This window comes from Streptomyces sp. NBC_00663 (assembly GCF_036226885.1).
Taxonomy (GTDB): domain Bacteria; phylum Actinomycetota; class Actinomycetes; order Streptomycetales; family Streptomycetaceae; genus Streptomyces.
Window position 1 is genome coordinate 6,000,585 of record NZ_CP109027.1, and the last position, 13,836, is coordinate 6,014,420.

Annotated in this window: 14 protein-coding genes, 1 tRNA gene and 1 riboswitch; of the genes, 10 read left to right on the top strand and 5 right to left on the bottom strand. The window is 69.4% G+C overall.

All coding sequences use genetic code 11. From position 1 onward, the window contains the following. Positions 1–34: 34 nt before the first annotated feature. Both OG866_RS27440 and OG866_RS27450 read right to left on the bottom strand, forming a co-directional pair. Positions 35–119, bottom strand: a tRNA-Leu gene (locus tag OG866_RS27440). Between the two features lie 248 nt (positions 120–367). Beyond that, positions 368–571, bottom strand: a complete 204-nt coding sequence (locus OG866_RS27450) for a hypothetical protein (protein ID WP_329338691.1) — start codon at positions 569–571, stop codon at positions 368–370. 138 nt (positions 572–709) lie between these two features. On the opposite strand from OG866_RS27450, the gene OG866_RS27455 reads away from it, so the two are divergent. After that, the gene (locus OG866_RS27455; protein ID WP_329338693.1) at positions 710–1,243 is read left to right on the top strand and encodes a GNAT family N-acetyltransferase; all 534 of its coding nucleotides are present in this window, start codon (positions 710–712) and stop codon (positions 1,241–1,243) included. Here the strand turns inward: OG866_RS27455 and bcp are convergent. Beyond that, positions 1,218–1,691, bottom strand: a complete 474-nt coding sequence (gene bcp / locus OG866_RS27460; protein WP_329338695.1) for a thioredoxin-dependent thiol peroxidase — start codon at positions 1,689–1,691, stop codon at positions 1,218–1,220. The two genes, OG866_RS27455 and bcp, sit on opposite strands and share 26 nt — an antisense overlap. A gap of 112 nt (positions 1,692–1,803) precedes the next feature. Between bcp and OG866_RS27465 the strand changes: the two genes are divergently transcribed. From OG866_RS27465 to OG866_RS27475, 3 genes are all read left to right on the top strand, one after another. Further along, the gene (locus OG866_RS27465) at positions 1,804–2,136 is read left to right on the top strand and encodes a DUF3618 domain-containing protein (RefSeq protein ID WP_329338697.1); all 333 of its coding nucleotides are present in this window, start codon (positions 1,804–1,806) and stop codon (positions 2,134–2,136) included. A 44-nt stretch (positions 2,137–2,180) separates the two neighbouring features. Beyond that, the gene (locus tag OG866_RS27470; RefSeq protein ID WP_329338699.1) at positions 2,181–2,537 is read left to right on the top strand and encodes a GroES family chaperonin; all 357 of its coding nucleotides are present in this window, start codon (positions 2,181–2,183) and stop codon (positions 2,535–2,537) included. 55 nt (positions 2,538–2,592) lie between these two features. Further along, positions 2,593–2,658, top strand: a riboswitch (guanidine-III (ykkC-III) riboswitch). Between the two features lie 35 nt (positions 2,659–2,693). Beyond that, positions 2,694–3,014, top strand: a complete 321-nt coding sequence (locus OG866_RS27475) for a DMT family transporter (protein ID WP_329338701.1) — start codon at positions 2,694–2,696, stop codon at positions 3,012–3,014. On the opposite strand, the gene OG866_RS27480 is transcribed toward OG866_RS27475, so the two are convergent. Next, on the bottom strand, positions 3,011–5,401 hold the full coding sequence (locus tag OG866_RS27480; RefSeq protein ID WP_329338703.1) for a transglycosylase domain-containing protein: 2,391 nt from the start codon (positions 5,399–5,401) through the stop codon (positions 3,011–3,013). The genes OG866_RS27475 and OG866_RS27480 overlap by 4 nt on opposite strands. A 244-nt stretch (positions 5,402–5,645) precedes the next feature. Between OG866_RS27480 and OG866_RS27485 the strand changes: the two genes are divergently transcribed. Genes OG866_RS27485 through OG866_RS27500 form a run of 4 tightly spaced genes read left to right on the top strand, consistent with a single transcriptional unit; the run spans position 5,646 to position 9,179 of the window. After that, entirely contained in the window at positions 5,646–6,446 is an 801-nt protein-coding gene (locus OG866_RS27485; protein ID WP_329344326.1) for an ABC transporter permease, read from the top strand. After that, a complete protein-coding gene (locus OG866_RS27490; protein ID WP_329338705.1) occupies positions 6,439–7,281 on the top strand; it encodes an ABC transporter permease in 843 nt (280 codons plus the stop codon). Before OG866_RS27485 ends, OG866_RS27490 begins: the two co-directional genes overlap by 8 nt. Positions 7,282–7,287: 6 nt before the next feature. After that, the gene (locus OG866_RS27495; RefSeq protein WP_329338707.1) at positions 7,288–8,265 is read left to right on the top strand and encodes an ABC transporter ATP-binding protein; all 978 of its coding nucleotides are present in this window, start codon (positions 7,288–7,290) and stop codon (positions 8,263–8,265) included. 32 nt (positions 8,266–8,297) lie between these two features. Further along, positions 8,298–9,179, top strand: coding sequence for a DUF1707 SHOCT-like domain-containing protein (locus OG866_RS27500; RefSeq protein ID WP_329338709.1), 882 nt, complete (start codon positions 8,298–8,300; stop codon positions 9,177–9,179). Between the two features lie 71 nt (positions 9,180–9,250). On the opposite strand, the gene OG866_RS27505 is transcribed toward OG866_RS27500, so the two are convergent. Next, entirely contained in the window at positions 9,251–10,588 is a 1,338-nt protein-coding gene (locus OG866_RS27505) for an SGNH/GDSL hydrolase family protein (protein WP_329338711.1), read from the bottom strand. Positions 10,589–10,776: 188 nt separating this feature from the next. Between OG866_RS27505 and OG866_RS27510 the strand changes: the two genes are divergently transcribed. Both OG866_RS27510 and OG866_RS27515 read left to right on the top strand, forming a co-directional pair. Then, positions 10,777–12,162 carry a DUF445 domain-containing protein gene (locus tag OG866_RS27510; protein ID WP_443063570.1) on the top strand — a complete coding sequence of 462 codons (1,386 nt, stop codon included), beginning with the start codon at positions 10,777–10,779 and terminating at the stop codon, positions 12,160–12,162. Positions 12,163–12,274: 112 nt separating this feature from the next. Next, positions 12,275–13,780 carry an MFS transporter gene (locus OG866_RS27515; protein ID WP_329338715.1) on the top strand — a complete coding sequence of 502 codons (1,506 nt, stop codon included), beginning with the start codon at positions 12,275–12,277 and terminating at the stop codon, positions 13,778–13,780. The last annotated feature ends 56 nt before the right edge of the window (positions 13,781–13,836 follow it).

Genomic DNA, 13,836 nt, shown 5'->3' on the forward strand with positions numbered 1-13,836 from the left:
GGGCCGCCCGCTTCGGGCAGCCCCTCTGTGCACGTGCGGCCGGTGGGACTCGAACCCACACGGGTGTGAACCCACTGGGACCTAAACCCAGCATGACTGCCAAATTCCATCACGGCCGCTCAAAAACGGTCATCGTGCTCGACCGGCAGCGTTCAGTGTACGGGTAGAGCACGTTACGCGACGAGGGGAGCCCTTGCCTTCCGACGGCACCACGTCTCCGTCAACGCGTGACAGTTGGGGCAGAGATACCGCAGATTTTCACGGCGATTGTCGCGCCAGTCGCCGTTGATGTGACCGATCTGTAGCGTGATCGGCTGCCCGAGCCACTCGCCTTTGGTGTCGTTCACGTCCAATCTCAGGCCGCGCATCACGTCGGCGTAGCTCGTGGAGCGCGGTACCAGGTCGCGGAGCCTGTCATCAGGGATTCGTACACGTCGAGTGCTACTTCGCGCAGCGAGGACGATGAGGCGGCGGCGTCGGAGATGGCGGCGTCCGGGTACTTGCGCCAGGGGCTGCGTTTGACGAAGTGACTGGTGTCGAGTCCGCGCTTCGCCACCTTCTCCTGGATCACGCGCCGTTGAGCCGTTCCTCGCTGTACGCGTCGATCCGACAGTCACGCTTGAAACGTAAACCGCGAACCCGATAATCTGCCCGTCACCTGCGAAGCCTCCCGGCCACGGACCCCTTGTCCGCTCGGGAGGCTTTTTTCATGACCACAGCAGCAGACGAAACAGCCGACGCGGGCGGCATCTCCATCCGCCCCGTCACCCCCGCCGACCGCCCCACCCTCGACCGCCTCTGGCTTCTCTTCCGGCATGACCTGTCGGAGTTCGGGGGGCAACTGCCCAACCCTGACGGCACGTTCAGGACCGAACGGCTGGAGGCGGCCTTCTCGGGGGACGAGGACTGGGCCGCGTATTTGATCAGCCGCGCCGAGCATCCCGTCGGGTTCGCGTTCGTGCGGGGGCTCGATGGGCCCACCCGCGTGCTCAACAGCTTCTTCGTAGTGCGGGGCGTGAGGCGCAGTGGCGTCGGGATGCGGGCCGTGCGCGATGTCGTGGCGCGGCATCCGGGGGAGTGGACTGTCGCGTTTCAGGACGCCAATCCGGGGGCTGTGCGGTTCTGGCGCCGGGTCGGGGAGACCATCGCCCCCGGCGCCTGGGAAGAAGAGCGCAGGCCGGTGCCGGACCGGCCCGGCCTGGCTCCCGATGTCTGGGTCAGCTTCCGATACCCAGGTCCTTGATGATCTTCGCCACGTGGCCCGTCGCCCGGACGTTGTACAGCGCCCGTTCGACCTTGCCCTCCTCGTCCACCACGATCGTGGAGCGGATGACGCCCATGTAGGTCTTGCCGTAGTTCTTCTTCTCGCCGTACGCCGCGTACGCCTCGGTGACCGTCTTCTCCGGGTCCGCGAGGAGGGTGATCCTGAGGTTCTCCTTCTCGCGGAACTTGGCCAGCTTCTCCGGCTTGTCCGGGCTGATGCCGATGACGTCGTACCCGGCGCCGGCCAGCACCTCCAGGTTGTCGGTGAAGTCGCAGGCCTGCTTCGTGCAGCCGGGGGTGAGGGCCGCGGGGTAGAAGTAGACGATGACCTTGCGGCCCTTGTGGTCCGCCAGGGACACGTCGGTGCCGTCTGCGTCGGGGAGGGTGAAGGCGGGGGCTACGTCCCCGGGCTGGAGTCGCTCGCTCATCCGGCAAGCCTAACCGGGGGTCCTGACAGTGCGGTGGCCCGGCGAACTGACAGACTGTCCAGGACAGCCAGACGCAGAGGCACAGAACACAGCGGACTCCGGAGGACCCACCGTGGCGGACACGTCGGACACGAGAACCCCGGCGCAGATCGAGGCGGACATCAAGCGCCGCCGCGAGACGCTGGCCGAGACGCTCGACGAGATCGGGGTGCGGGTGCACCCGAAGACGATCGTCGGCGATGCCAAGGCCAAGGTGGTTTCGAACATCGATCACACGCTTGGGCGGGCCTACGTCGGCGTCAATCAGGCGCTGACCAACGCCAAGGCCCAGTTCGTCGACGAGGAGGGGGCTCCGCGGCTTGAGCGCATCGTTCCCGTCGCGCTCGTCGCCGTAGGGCTCGTGGGGCTTCTCGCCCTCGGCAGCACCCGGCGTCGTAAGGGCTGACCCGGGCACGTACGGATTCCCGTCAGGCAGGTAGGTTCTCAGCCGTGAGCGCCAAGAGAAACGAGCAGAGCGACCAGCACGACAAGCTGCCCATCCGGATGCTGCACGACCGGGTACTCGTGCGGCAGGACGCCGGTGAGGGTGAGCGGCGTTCCGGGGGCGGCATCCTGATCCCCGCCACGGCGGCCGTCGGGAGGCGGCTGGCCTGGGCCGATGTCGTCGCCGTCGGGCAGAACGTACGGACCGTCGAACCGGGGGACCGGGTTCTCTACGACCCCGAGGACCGCGCCGAGGTGGAGGTGCGCGGCATCGCCTATGTGCTGATGCGCGAGCGCGATCTGCATGCCGTGGCCGCGGACCGCTTCGAGGGCTCCGAGGACTCGACCGGGCTGTACCTCTGAATCAACGGTAGAAGGGGCTGGTGACCATCGTCACCAGCCCTTTTTGTCGTCCCTTTGCTAGCTTTGAAGAGTCAACCCGACGAGACGCGCCGTACCGGGTCCTACGACAAGACGACGCACCCCGTGCAAGAAGTCCGCGTCTCGGAGGTGCCTGTCATGGCCTGGGTTCTGCTGCTCGTCGCCGGTCTGCTCGAAGTCGGCTGGTCGATCGGGATGAAGTACACCGACGGTTTCACCCGGCTCGTGCCGAGTCTGTTCACCGGCGCCGGGATCGTCGCCAGCATGGTGCTGCTGTCGTACGCCGCCAAGACCCTTCCCATCGGTACCGCCTATGGGGTGTGGGTCGGGATCGGTGCGGCCGGGGCGGCGGTGCTCGGCATGGTGGTGCTGGGGGAGCCCGTCACCGCCGCCCGGATCTTCTTCGTGTGCTTGCTGCTGGTCGCCGTGGTGGGGCTGAAGGCAACCGGCGGTCACTAGCCCGTCTTGCCCGGTGGGCCCGCGGTGGTGCCGGTCGTCGCGCCCCCGTCCGTGGTCCCCCCGTCCGTCGTGTCTCCCGTCGTACCGCCGGTCGTGGTGGTGCCCCCGGTCGTGCCGCCGGTCGTCGTGTCACCGCCGGTGGTGGTCGTGCCCCCGTCCGTGCCCCCGTCCGTGGTGCCGCCGGTGGTCGTCGTCCCCCCGTCGGTCGTGCCGCCGGTGGTGGTGTCGCCGGTCGTGCCGCCGTCCGTCTGGCCCCGGGTGTCCTGGCCGCCGTCGGTCGTGCCGCCGTTGTCCTGGCCCGCCGTGTCGTCCGGGGTGTCGAGGGTCGGCTGCTCGGTCGGGGTCTGGACGACGTCGGCGCCCTCCTGGAGCTCCAGGTCGAAGTCGGTGGCGGGCTTGCCCTTGAGGGCGCGCTCGGTGAAGTCGGCCCAGATCTCCGCGGGCGCCCCGCCGCCGTTGACGCGCGGGAGGCCCATCGCGCCGTAGAGCGACTTGTGCGCGGCCGTGGTCGGGTCCTGGCCCATCACCGCGACGACCGTGGCGAGGTCGGGGGTGTAGCCGGCGAACCAGGCGGCCTGGTCCTCCTCGGCGGTGCCGGTCTTGCCGGCCGCCGGACGGCCCGCGGCCTGGGCGGCGGTGGCGGTGCCGTTCTCGACGACGCTCTGGAGGACGGAGGTGGTGGTGTCGGCGGCCTCGCGGGTCACGACCTGGGAGGTCTTGCGCTCCGGCAGGTCCACGACGTCCTTGCCGTCCCGGGTGATCGACTTGATCATCGTGTACGTGCCGTGCTTGCCGTGGTTGGCGAGGGTCGCGTACGCCTGCGCCATGTCGAGGACGCTGGCCCGGGCGACACCGAGGGCGATCGACGGGTAGGCGTTCAGCTCGGGGGTGCTGCCGGGCAGGCCCAGGTCGACCGCGGTCTGCTTGACCTTGTCGGGGCCGACGTCGACGGCCATCTGCGCGTACACCGAGTTCACCGACTTGTCGGTGGCGGTGCCCACGGTGATGTTGCCGTACGACACATCGTCCTCGTTGGCCGGGTCGTAGGCGCCACCGGTCCAGCCCTGCACGGGGCGCTTGTTGGTGCCGTCGTAGTAGGTGTTGGGCGTGATGGTCCGGCCGTCCTGGGTGGTCGACTCGTTCTCGACGGCCGAGGTGAACACGAACGGCTTGAAGGTGGAGCCGACCTGGAAGTCCTGGCGGGTGGCGTTGTTCGTGTACTGCTTGACGTAGTCGATGCCGCCGTACATCGCCACGACCTGTCCGGTCTTCGGGTCGACGGCCGCGCCGCCCGCCCGGACGTATGTGTCGACCTTGCGGTTCTTCTTGTCGAGCTTGTCCATCAGCTGCTTGTTGACGGCCTTGACGAAGTCGTCCTGCCTGCTCTTCTGGAGGGTCGTGGTGATGCGGTAGCCGCCGGCGTCGAGCTCGTCGGCGGTGAGGATCTTGTTCTCGGCCAGGTAGTCGTTGACGGCGTTGACGAGGTAGCCGCGCTGCCCGGACATGCCGGTGGAGACGGTGGCCTCCTTCGGCATCGGGAACTTCAGCCCGGTCCGTTCGGCCTGGTCGAGCCAGCCCTCCTTGACCATGCCGTCCAGGACGTAGTTCCAACGGGCCACGGCGGCCGACTTGTTCTCCGGGTGGGCGACGACGTCGTACTCGCTCGGCGCGTTGAGCAGGGCAGCGAGGTAGGCGCCCTCGGCGGCGGAGAGGTCGGTGGCGTCCTTGCCGTAGTAGGCCTGGGCGGCGGCCTGGATGCCGTACGAATTGCGGCCGAAGTAGCTGGTGTTGAGGTAGCCCTCGAGGATCTCGGCCTTGGACTTCTCGCGGTCCAGCTTGATCGAGATGAAGAACTCCTTCACCTTGCGGGTGACGGTCTGCTCCTGCGCCAGGTAGTAGTTCTTCACGTACTGCTGGGTGATCGTGGACCCGGACTGGGCGCCCTTGCCGGTGGCGGTGTTCCAGCCCGCGCGCACCATCGCCTTGGGGTCGATCGCCGACTCGGAGTAGAAGTCCCGGTCCTCGGCGGCCAGTACGGCGTGCTGGGCGGCCTTGGAGACCTGGGCGAGGCCGACGTTCTCGCGGTTGACCTCGCCGTCGCGGGCGAGCTGGCTGCCGTCGGCGTAGAGGTAGACGTTGGACTGCTTGGTGGCGAGGGCGTTGGCGGGCGGGATCTTGACCAGCGAGTAGCCGAGGAAGAACAGGCCGATGAGCAGCAGTATCCCGATGACGAAGGTGCCGAGGACCATGCGCCAGGTGGGGATCAGCCGCCGCCAGCCGGTGCGCTTGGGCCGCTTGGGCTTGCCCTTGCCGGTGTCCTTGCCCCCTTCGGGGTCTCGGGGCGCCCAGCCCTCGGTCGGCTGCTGCGGCTGCGGCTCGTCGCTCATGTCGTGCACGGACTCCTGTTGCGTGTCTCTTATGCGCTGGTTGTGCGTCCTACGCCGTCGTACGCACTTGTGCGCCCGTACGCCCTCGTACGCCTTCTGCGTCCCCAGATGAAGACTGTCGCACCACGCGTTCCGTTGCGGTTCGCGGCACGCTTCCGGGCCGAAAAAGGCGTGGCGTACGTCACCACCTGCGGACTAGGCTCCTGCGCTTCGGTGTCTGGCGCGGGCGAGGAGGGCTGTGGATGTGGATTCGGGGCGGTTGTACCTCGCCGTAGGTATGGGCGGATTCCGACGGTACGCGACGTATCGGGCGGCGACGGCGGCCGGGATCTTCACCAACACGGTCTTCGGGCTGATCCTCGTCTACACGTACACCGCCCTGTGGGACCAGCGTCCGCATCTGGGCGGGTACGACCTCGCGCAGGCCGTCACCTATGTGTGGGTCGGCCAGTCGCTGTTCAAGACGCTCGCCAACGGGGGTGGGGGTGTCGAGGGCGAGCTCATGGAGCGTATCCGTACCGGCGACATCGCGGTCGACCTGTACCGGCCGGCGGACCTCCAACTGTGGTGGCTGGCGGCCGACTTGGGCCGGGCGTCCTTCGAACTGCTGGCGCGCGGGGTGCCCCCCTTCGTGCTGGGCGCGCTGATGTTCGACCTGGCGCTGCCCACGGACGCGACGACCTGGCTGGCGTTCCTGGTCGCGGTCGTGCTGGCGATGCTGGTCAGCTTCGGCATCCGGTACCTGATAGCGCTGAGCGCGTTCTGGCTCCTCGACGGCACCGGGGTGGCGCAGATGGTGATGTTCGTCGGCTGGTTCTGCTCGGGGATGATCCTGCCGCTGAACGTGTTCCCGGGGCTGCTCGGCGAGGTCGTACGCGCTCTGCCGTGGTCGGCGCTGCTCCAGGCGCCCGCGGACGTGCTGCTGGGCCGGGCCGACCCGCTCGGGACGTATGCCTTCCAGGCGCTGTGGGCGGTGCTGCTGCTGGCGGCCGGGCGGCTGGTGCAGGGGATGGCGACGCAGCGGGTGGTGGTCCAGGGTGGCTGACCTCGTTCGTGGTCCTGCCGGGACCAACCGGGTGCTGGACGGGCTGCGCACCTACCGCATGATCTCGGCCATGTGGATCCGCTCCACGATGACCTACCGTGCCTCCTTCGCCATGACCACGCTCGGCAACTTCACGGCGACCGCGTTCGACTTCGTGGCGATCCTGCTGATGTTCTCCCGCGTCGACGCGCTCGGCGGCTACTCCCTGCCCGAGATCGCCTTCCTGTACGGCCTGTCCAGCGTGGCGTTCGGGCTGGCCGATCTCGGCCTCGGCTCGATGGAGCGGCTGGGGCGGCGGGTGCGCGACGGCACCCTGGACACGCTGCTGGTGCGGCCCGCGCCGGTGCTGGCGCAGATGGCCGCGGACCAGTTCGGGCTGCGCCGCCTGGGCCGGGTCACCCAGGGCACGATGGTGCTGGTCTACGCGCTGGCCACGGTCGACATCGACTGGACGCCGCTCAAGCTGCTGCTGATGCCGGTGATGCTCCTCAGCGGCGCCGGGATCTTCGCCGCGGTGTTCATCGCGGGCGCGGCCTTCCAGTTCGTGGCGAAGGACGCCTCCGAGGTGCAGAACGCCTTCACATACGGCGGTACGACGCTGCTCCAGTACCCGCCGACGGTGTTCGCGACGGACCTGGTGCGCGGGGTGACGTTCGTGCTGCCGCTGTCCTTCGTCAACTGGCTGCCGGCGACGTATGTGCTGGGGCGGCCGATCCCGCTCGGGCTGCCGCAGTGGGTGGCGTTCCTGTCGCCGCTGGTGGCGGCGGGATGCTGTGCGCTGGCCGGGCTGGCGTGGCGGGCGGGGCTCAGGTCGTATCAGAGTACGGGGAGTTGAGGGCGCATGACTGACGGTGTGGGTGCGGGTTTCATCGAGCTCGACGGGGTCGAGAAGGTCTTCGAGGTGCGCAAGAAGACCGGGTTCATGAAACGGGAGCGCAAGGAGGTGCGGGCCGTCGACTCGATCTCCTTCCGCGTGGCGCGCGGCGAGATGGTCGGCTACATCGGCCCGAACGGCGCCGGCAAGTCCACCACGATCAAGATGCTCACCGGCATCCTCGCCCCGAGCGGTGGCCGGCTGCGCGTGGCCGGTATCGACCCGTCCCGCGAACGTCAGCGCCTGGCCCACCGCATCGGCGTGGTCTTCGGACAGCGCACCACCCTGTGGTGGGACCTGCCGCTGATCGACTCCTACAAGCTGATGCACCGCATGTACCGCATCCCCGACGCCCGTTACCGCGAGAACCTCGACCGCCTCGTCGAACTCCTCGACCTGGCCGACCTGTTGGACGTGCCGGTACGCCAGCTCTCCCTGGGCCAGCGGATGCGCGGCGACATCGCGGCGGCCCTGCTGCACGACCCGGACGTCCTCTACCTCGACGAGCCGACCATCGGGCTCGACGTCATCTCCAAGGCCCGGGTACGGGAGTTCCTGCGCGAGGTGAACGCCGAGCGCGGCACCACGGTCCTGCTCACCACGCACGACCTCCAGGACATCGAGCAGCTCTGCTCCCGGGTGATGGTCATCGACCACGGCCGGCTGATGTACGACGGCCCGCTCGCCGGTCTGCACGAGGCCGGGGACAGCGAGCGGACGCTGGTGGTGGACCTGGAGCGGGAGCTGCCGCCGATCGAGGTCGCCGAGGCGCGCGTGGTGAAGGTGGAGGGGCCCCGGCAGTGGCTGGCGTTCCCGGCCGGGACGTCGGCGGCGCCGCTGGTGGCGCGGATCGCCGCGGAGTACCCGATGGTGGACCTGTCGGTACGGGAGCCGGACATCGAGGCGGTCATCGCGAAGATGTACGCGGAGAAAGCGGTCTCGTAGCCGTGGGGCGGGGTAGCTCGTAGGCTGATTCCATGACGGACGCCGTGCCATCCGAGGGGACGCCCTCCACACCTTCTGTCCCGGAACTCCGTGCCGGCGACGCCGACCGTGAGCGCGTCGCCGAGATCCTGCGGGACGCGCTCGCCGAAGGGCGCCTGGACATGGAGGAGTTCGAGGAGCGGCTGGAGGCGACGTACAAGGCGCGGACGTACGGCGAGCTGACGCCGATCACCCGTGACCTGCCGACCGCCCCCGGAGCTCCGGCCGTCAACATGGTGAAGGAGCCTCTGGCGACAGGGAGTTGGGCCGGGCGCGTCACCGGTGGCGAGGGTTCGTCGAGCTGGGCCGTCGCGATCATGTCCGGGTTCCAGCGCAAGGGCCGCTGGACCGTGCCGAAGCGCTTCAACTGCTTCGCCTTCTGGGGCGGCGGCGAGATCGATCTGCGCGAGGCGAGCTTCGCGGACCGCGAGGTCGAGATCAACTGCGTGGCGATCATGGGCGGGGTGAATGTGATCGTGCCGCCCGGTGTCGAGGTCGTCGTCCGCGGGATCGGCGTCATGGGCGGCTTCGACCACCGCGAGGAGGGCGTGCCGGGCGACCCGGGCGGCCCGCGGGTGATCGTGACCGGGTTCGCCTTCTGGGGCGGGGTCGGCGTCGAGCGGAAGCTGACCCGGGCGGAGCGGCAGGCGCTGAAGGAGGAGCGGCGCCGGCAGCGGCTGGACCGCAAGGAGTCGATGCGCGAGCTGGACGAATCGCTTCGCGACGACGTGCAGGGTGCGCACCACCGCCATCTGGACATGCACCACGACCGGATGCGCGACCGCCGCGACCGCCACCGTGACCGGCGAGAGCGCCATCGTGACCGGCACGACAGGCGTGACGGCCGGGACCGCGGCGACAGGTACGACGACTAGGGCACCAAGGGCACCAAGAGAGCCCCCGGCACCCAAGGCGCCGGGGGCTCCTACAGCCCCGCCAGAGCTGCCTACAGCTCCGCCGGAGCCGCCCCCTTCAGGTCCTCCAGGTCGAAGACCTCCGCCATCCGCGCGTACCCCTTGTCGCTCGGGTGGAGACGGTCCCCGGAGTCGTAGTCCGAGCGCAGCCGGCGCGGGTTGTACGGGTCGCGCAGCGCCTCGTCGAAGTCCACGACGGCGTCGTACACCTTGCCGTCCCGGATCGCGGCGTTGATCTGCTGCCGCACGCCCTCCCGGGCGTCGGTGTACCCGTGGTGGCCCTGGAAGGGCATGAGCGTGGCGCCGACGACCCTGATCCCGCGCGCGTGGGCCTGCCGGACCAGGGTGCGCAGCCCCTCCAGGACCTTCTCCGGGTCGGCGAGCCGGGGGTTGCGCAGGATGTCGTTGATGCCGAGGTCGATGACGACGACCTTGACGTTCGTCCGGGAGAGCACGTCACGGCCGAAGCGGCCGAGCCCGCTCTGGTTGTCGGCGGGGCGGCCGAGGCCGTTGGCGAGGACCTGGTTGCCGCTGATGCCCTCGTTGACGACGCTGTAGCGGGGCAGGTCGCGGCCGGCCTCGATCGCGGTGCGCAGCCGCTGCGAAAGGACGTCCGTCCAGCGGTGGTTGGCGCCCTCGGTGGACGTGATGCCGTCGGTGAGGGAGTCGCCGAGGACGACGACGGTGCCGTCGGACTCGTTGCTGAGCACGTCCAGCGCGGTGAGGTAGCGCCAGTACGGCGTCTCCTCCGCGTACCCCGTGCCGGTGGTGTCCTCGGTGAGGTCGCCGTCGGCGATGTACGAGATCTGCTGGGCGTGCGGGTGGTAGGTGACCGGCCCGGACGGTGTGGGCGAGTACGTGGTGACCAGGACGTCGCTGTCGTGCGTGAGGGTGATGCCGACCGCGTCGCTCATCACCTGGCCGCCTGCCGGGACGATCACGCTCGTGTTGCCGCCGAAGGTGAGCCGGCGCATGGTGCCGACGGCCGCGGCGGCGGTGTCGTCGGCCGCCGCGAGGGCGATCGACGCGTGGGTGATGGTCAGCGGCGACTGGCCGTAGAGATTGGACAGCGTGATACGGGCACTCGTACCGCCGACCGACGCGTGCACCACGTTGCGCACCGAGCGGCCCGCCATGCCCTCCGTCTCGGTGCCGGGTTCGGCACCGGCCGGGGAGGTGGACCAAGCGCCGACCCAGGTGCCGGTGGAGGCCGGGGCGGCGTTGCGCGGGGCGGGGGCCGCGGCGGCGCGGTGCCGCGGGCTCGTGGCGCTGCCGTCGTCGGCGGCGACGCCGACGTAGATGGCGCCGGACAGGGCTGCGATCAGGGCGATGATCGCCGAAAGCAGGGCATAACCACGTCTTCTGGTCATGCGGTGCGGGTCTCCTCGGGCGGATGGGAGCCCGAGGCTCCGATGTGATCACCACATGATGCGTCATGAGGTGAGGGGTGAAGGTACTGGACCCCCCATTGGGCCACCGGAGTTCGAGAGTGAGCTCCCCCCATCCGACAGACGCCGGGAACTCCTGTTCCGTTCCAGGAGTCGGTCAGGAAGGGACAATGTGTGCAGGGGATCACAACGGGCGGAGTGGACGGGACGTGATGGAACGCGCTAATCCGGATGAAACGGATGCCGCTGACGTGAAGCAGCATGCCCACCCGGCTGCTGCCGGTAACCGCGCCATGGGCACGTTCAGCGCGGCCGACGAGGAGAAGCAGCGCGGCGTACGCCGGATGAAGCTGACGGCGACCGGGCTGCTGCTGTTCGTCGCGCTCGTGTATGTCCTCGCCAAGTGGGCTTCGAACGCGGGCGCGGGCGCCTGGGCGGGCTATGTCGCCGCCGCCGCGGAGGCCGGCATGGTTGGTGCGATGGCGGACTGGTTCGCGGTGACGGCCCTGTTCCGCCACCCGCTCGGCCTGCCGATCCCGCACACCGCGATCATCCCCACCAAGAAGGACCAGCTCGGGGTGTCGCTGGGCGAGTTCGTCGGCGAAAACTTCCTCTCCGAGGACGTCGTACGCGGGCGACTGCGCGCCGTCGGCATCGGCAGCCGGCTCGGCGCCTGGCTCGCCGACCCCGAGCACGCCGACCGGGTCACGGCCGAGCTGTCGGCCGCGCTGCGCGGCGCCCTGACGGTCCTTCGGGACTCCGACGTCCAGGCGGTCGTCGGCGAGGCGATCACCCGGCGGGCCGACGCGCAGGAGATCGCGCCCGGCATCGGCAAGATGCTGGAGAAGATCGTCGCCGACGGCGGCCACCGCAGGGTCGTCGACCTGGTGGTGGCGCGGGCGCACGACTGGCTGGTTCTGCACGACGAACAGGTCATGGACGCCGTACAGGGCGGAGCGCCCGGCTGGACTCCGCGGTTCGTGGACAAGAAGGTCGGCGAACGCGTGTACAAGGAGCTGCTGCGCTTCGTGACGGAGATGCGGGACATGCCCTCGCATCCGGCGCGCGGCGCCCTGGACCGCTTCCTGAGCGACTTCGCCGCCGACCTCCAGTCCGACACGGACACCCGCGCGCGCGTGGAGCGGCTCAAGGGCGAGGTCCTCGGCCGGGGCGAGGTCCAGGACCTCATCGCCTCCGCCTGGACCGCCGTACGCTCCATGATCGTGTCGGCCGCCGAGGACGAGCGCAGTGAGCTACGGCTGCGGGTGCGGGCGTCGCTGCTGTCGCTCGGGGCGCGGATGGCGGTCGAGCCGCGGCTCCAGGCGAAGGTGGACGGCTGGGTCGAGGGCGCGGCGGTGTACGTCGTCACCACCTATCGGCACGAGATCACCTCCCTGATCACCGACACGGTCGCCGGCTGGGACGCCGAGCACACGACACGGAAGATCGAGGCGAACATCGGCCGGGACCTTCAGTTCATCCGGATCAACGGCACGGTGGTGGGTTCGTTGGTGGGGTTGCTGATCTACACGGTGTCGCGGGTGCTGGGGGCGTAATCCCTCCCTGTGCGGAATCCGTCGCGGGGCGTAAGCCGCCCTTGCGGGGGAACCCGTCGCCGGGTCTCGCTCGATGAGGAGCTCGATGGCGAGCTCGACGAGGAGGGAGCCCATGACCACCGCCGACCAGGCCGCGACCGGCCGCACCGTGACGACGAACATCCCCGCCCGCCTGGACCGTCTCCCCTGGTCCCGCTGGCACTGGACGATCGTCATCGGACTGGGCACCGTATGGATCCTCGACGGCCTGGAGGTGACGGTCGTCGGCAACATCGCCGGCCGCCTGTCCGAACCGGGCAGCGGCCTGCCGATCACCTCCGGCGAGGTGACGGGCCTGGCGGCGGCGCTGTACGTGGCGGGCGCGTGCACGGGAGCGCTGTTCTGGGGCCGCCTGACGGACAAATGGGGCCGCAAGAAGCTCTTCATGATCACGCTGGCGGTGTACCTGGCGGCCACCGCCCTGACGGCGGTCTCCTTCTCCACCTGGTGGTTCTTCGCGTTCCGCTTCCTGACCGGGTTCGGCATCGGCGGCGAGTACGCGGCGATCAACTCGGCGATCGACGAGCTGATCCCGGCGCAGTACCGGGGCCGCGTGGACCTGATGATCAACGGCAGCTTCTGGCTGGGAGCGGTCGGGGGGTCCCTGCTGTCGATCGTCGCGCTGGACACCTCGGTCCTGCCGAAGGACGTGGGCTGGCGGCTGACGTTCGCCCTGGGCGCGGTCCTGGCCCTGGTGATCCTGCTCGTACGACGACACGTCCCGGAGAGCCCACGGTGGCTGCTGATCCACGGCAGGGACGAGGAGGCGGAACGGATCGTCACGTCCATCGAGGAACGGGTGGCGGCGGAGAAGGGGACGAAGGGGGAGCGGCTGCCGGAGCCGGAGGGTGAGATCACCATCCACCAGCGGCGGAGCGTGAGCTTCCTGGAGATCGCCCGGACCGTGTTCTCCGACTACCGCAGGCGCGCGGTCCTCGGGTTCTCGCTCTTCATCGGCCAGGCGTTCCTCTACAACGCGATCACCTTCGGCTTCGGCGCGATCCTGACCAAGTTCTACGACGTCCCGACCGGCAGCACCGGCTACTACTTCGCGGTCATCGCGATCGGCAACTTCATGGGCCCCCTGCTGCTGGGGAAGCTGTTCGACACGGTGGGGCGACGGGTCATGATCTCGTCGACGTACCTGCTGTCGGGCCTGCTGCTCTTCGGCACGGCATGGCTCTTCGACCAGGGCTCCCTGAACGCCGCGACGCTGACGGCATGTTGGTGCGCCGTGCTCTTCTTCGCGTCGGCGGGCGCGTCCAGCGCCTATCTGACGGTCTCCGAGATCTTCCCGATGGAGACCCGGGCGATGTCCATCGCCTTCTTCTACGCCCTGGGCACGGCCGCGGGCGGCATCAGCGGCCCGATGCTGTTCGCCGACCTCACCGGCACGGGCAAGGTCGGCGACACGGTCCTGGCCTTCCAGATCGGGGCGACGCTGATGTGCCTGGCGGGACTGGTGGCGGCGGCACTGGCGGTACGGGCGGAACGAAGGTCCCTGGAGGACGTGGCCCGACCGCTCACGGCGGCGGGCCCAGGCACTTCTGCGCAGGCTGCGGGCGTTCGTGCCGCTTAGGGCGGCGGGTTCGCGTACTTCTCCGCAACCTGCGGGCAGTCGTGCCGCTGGGGCGG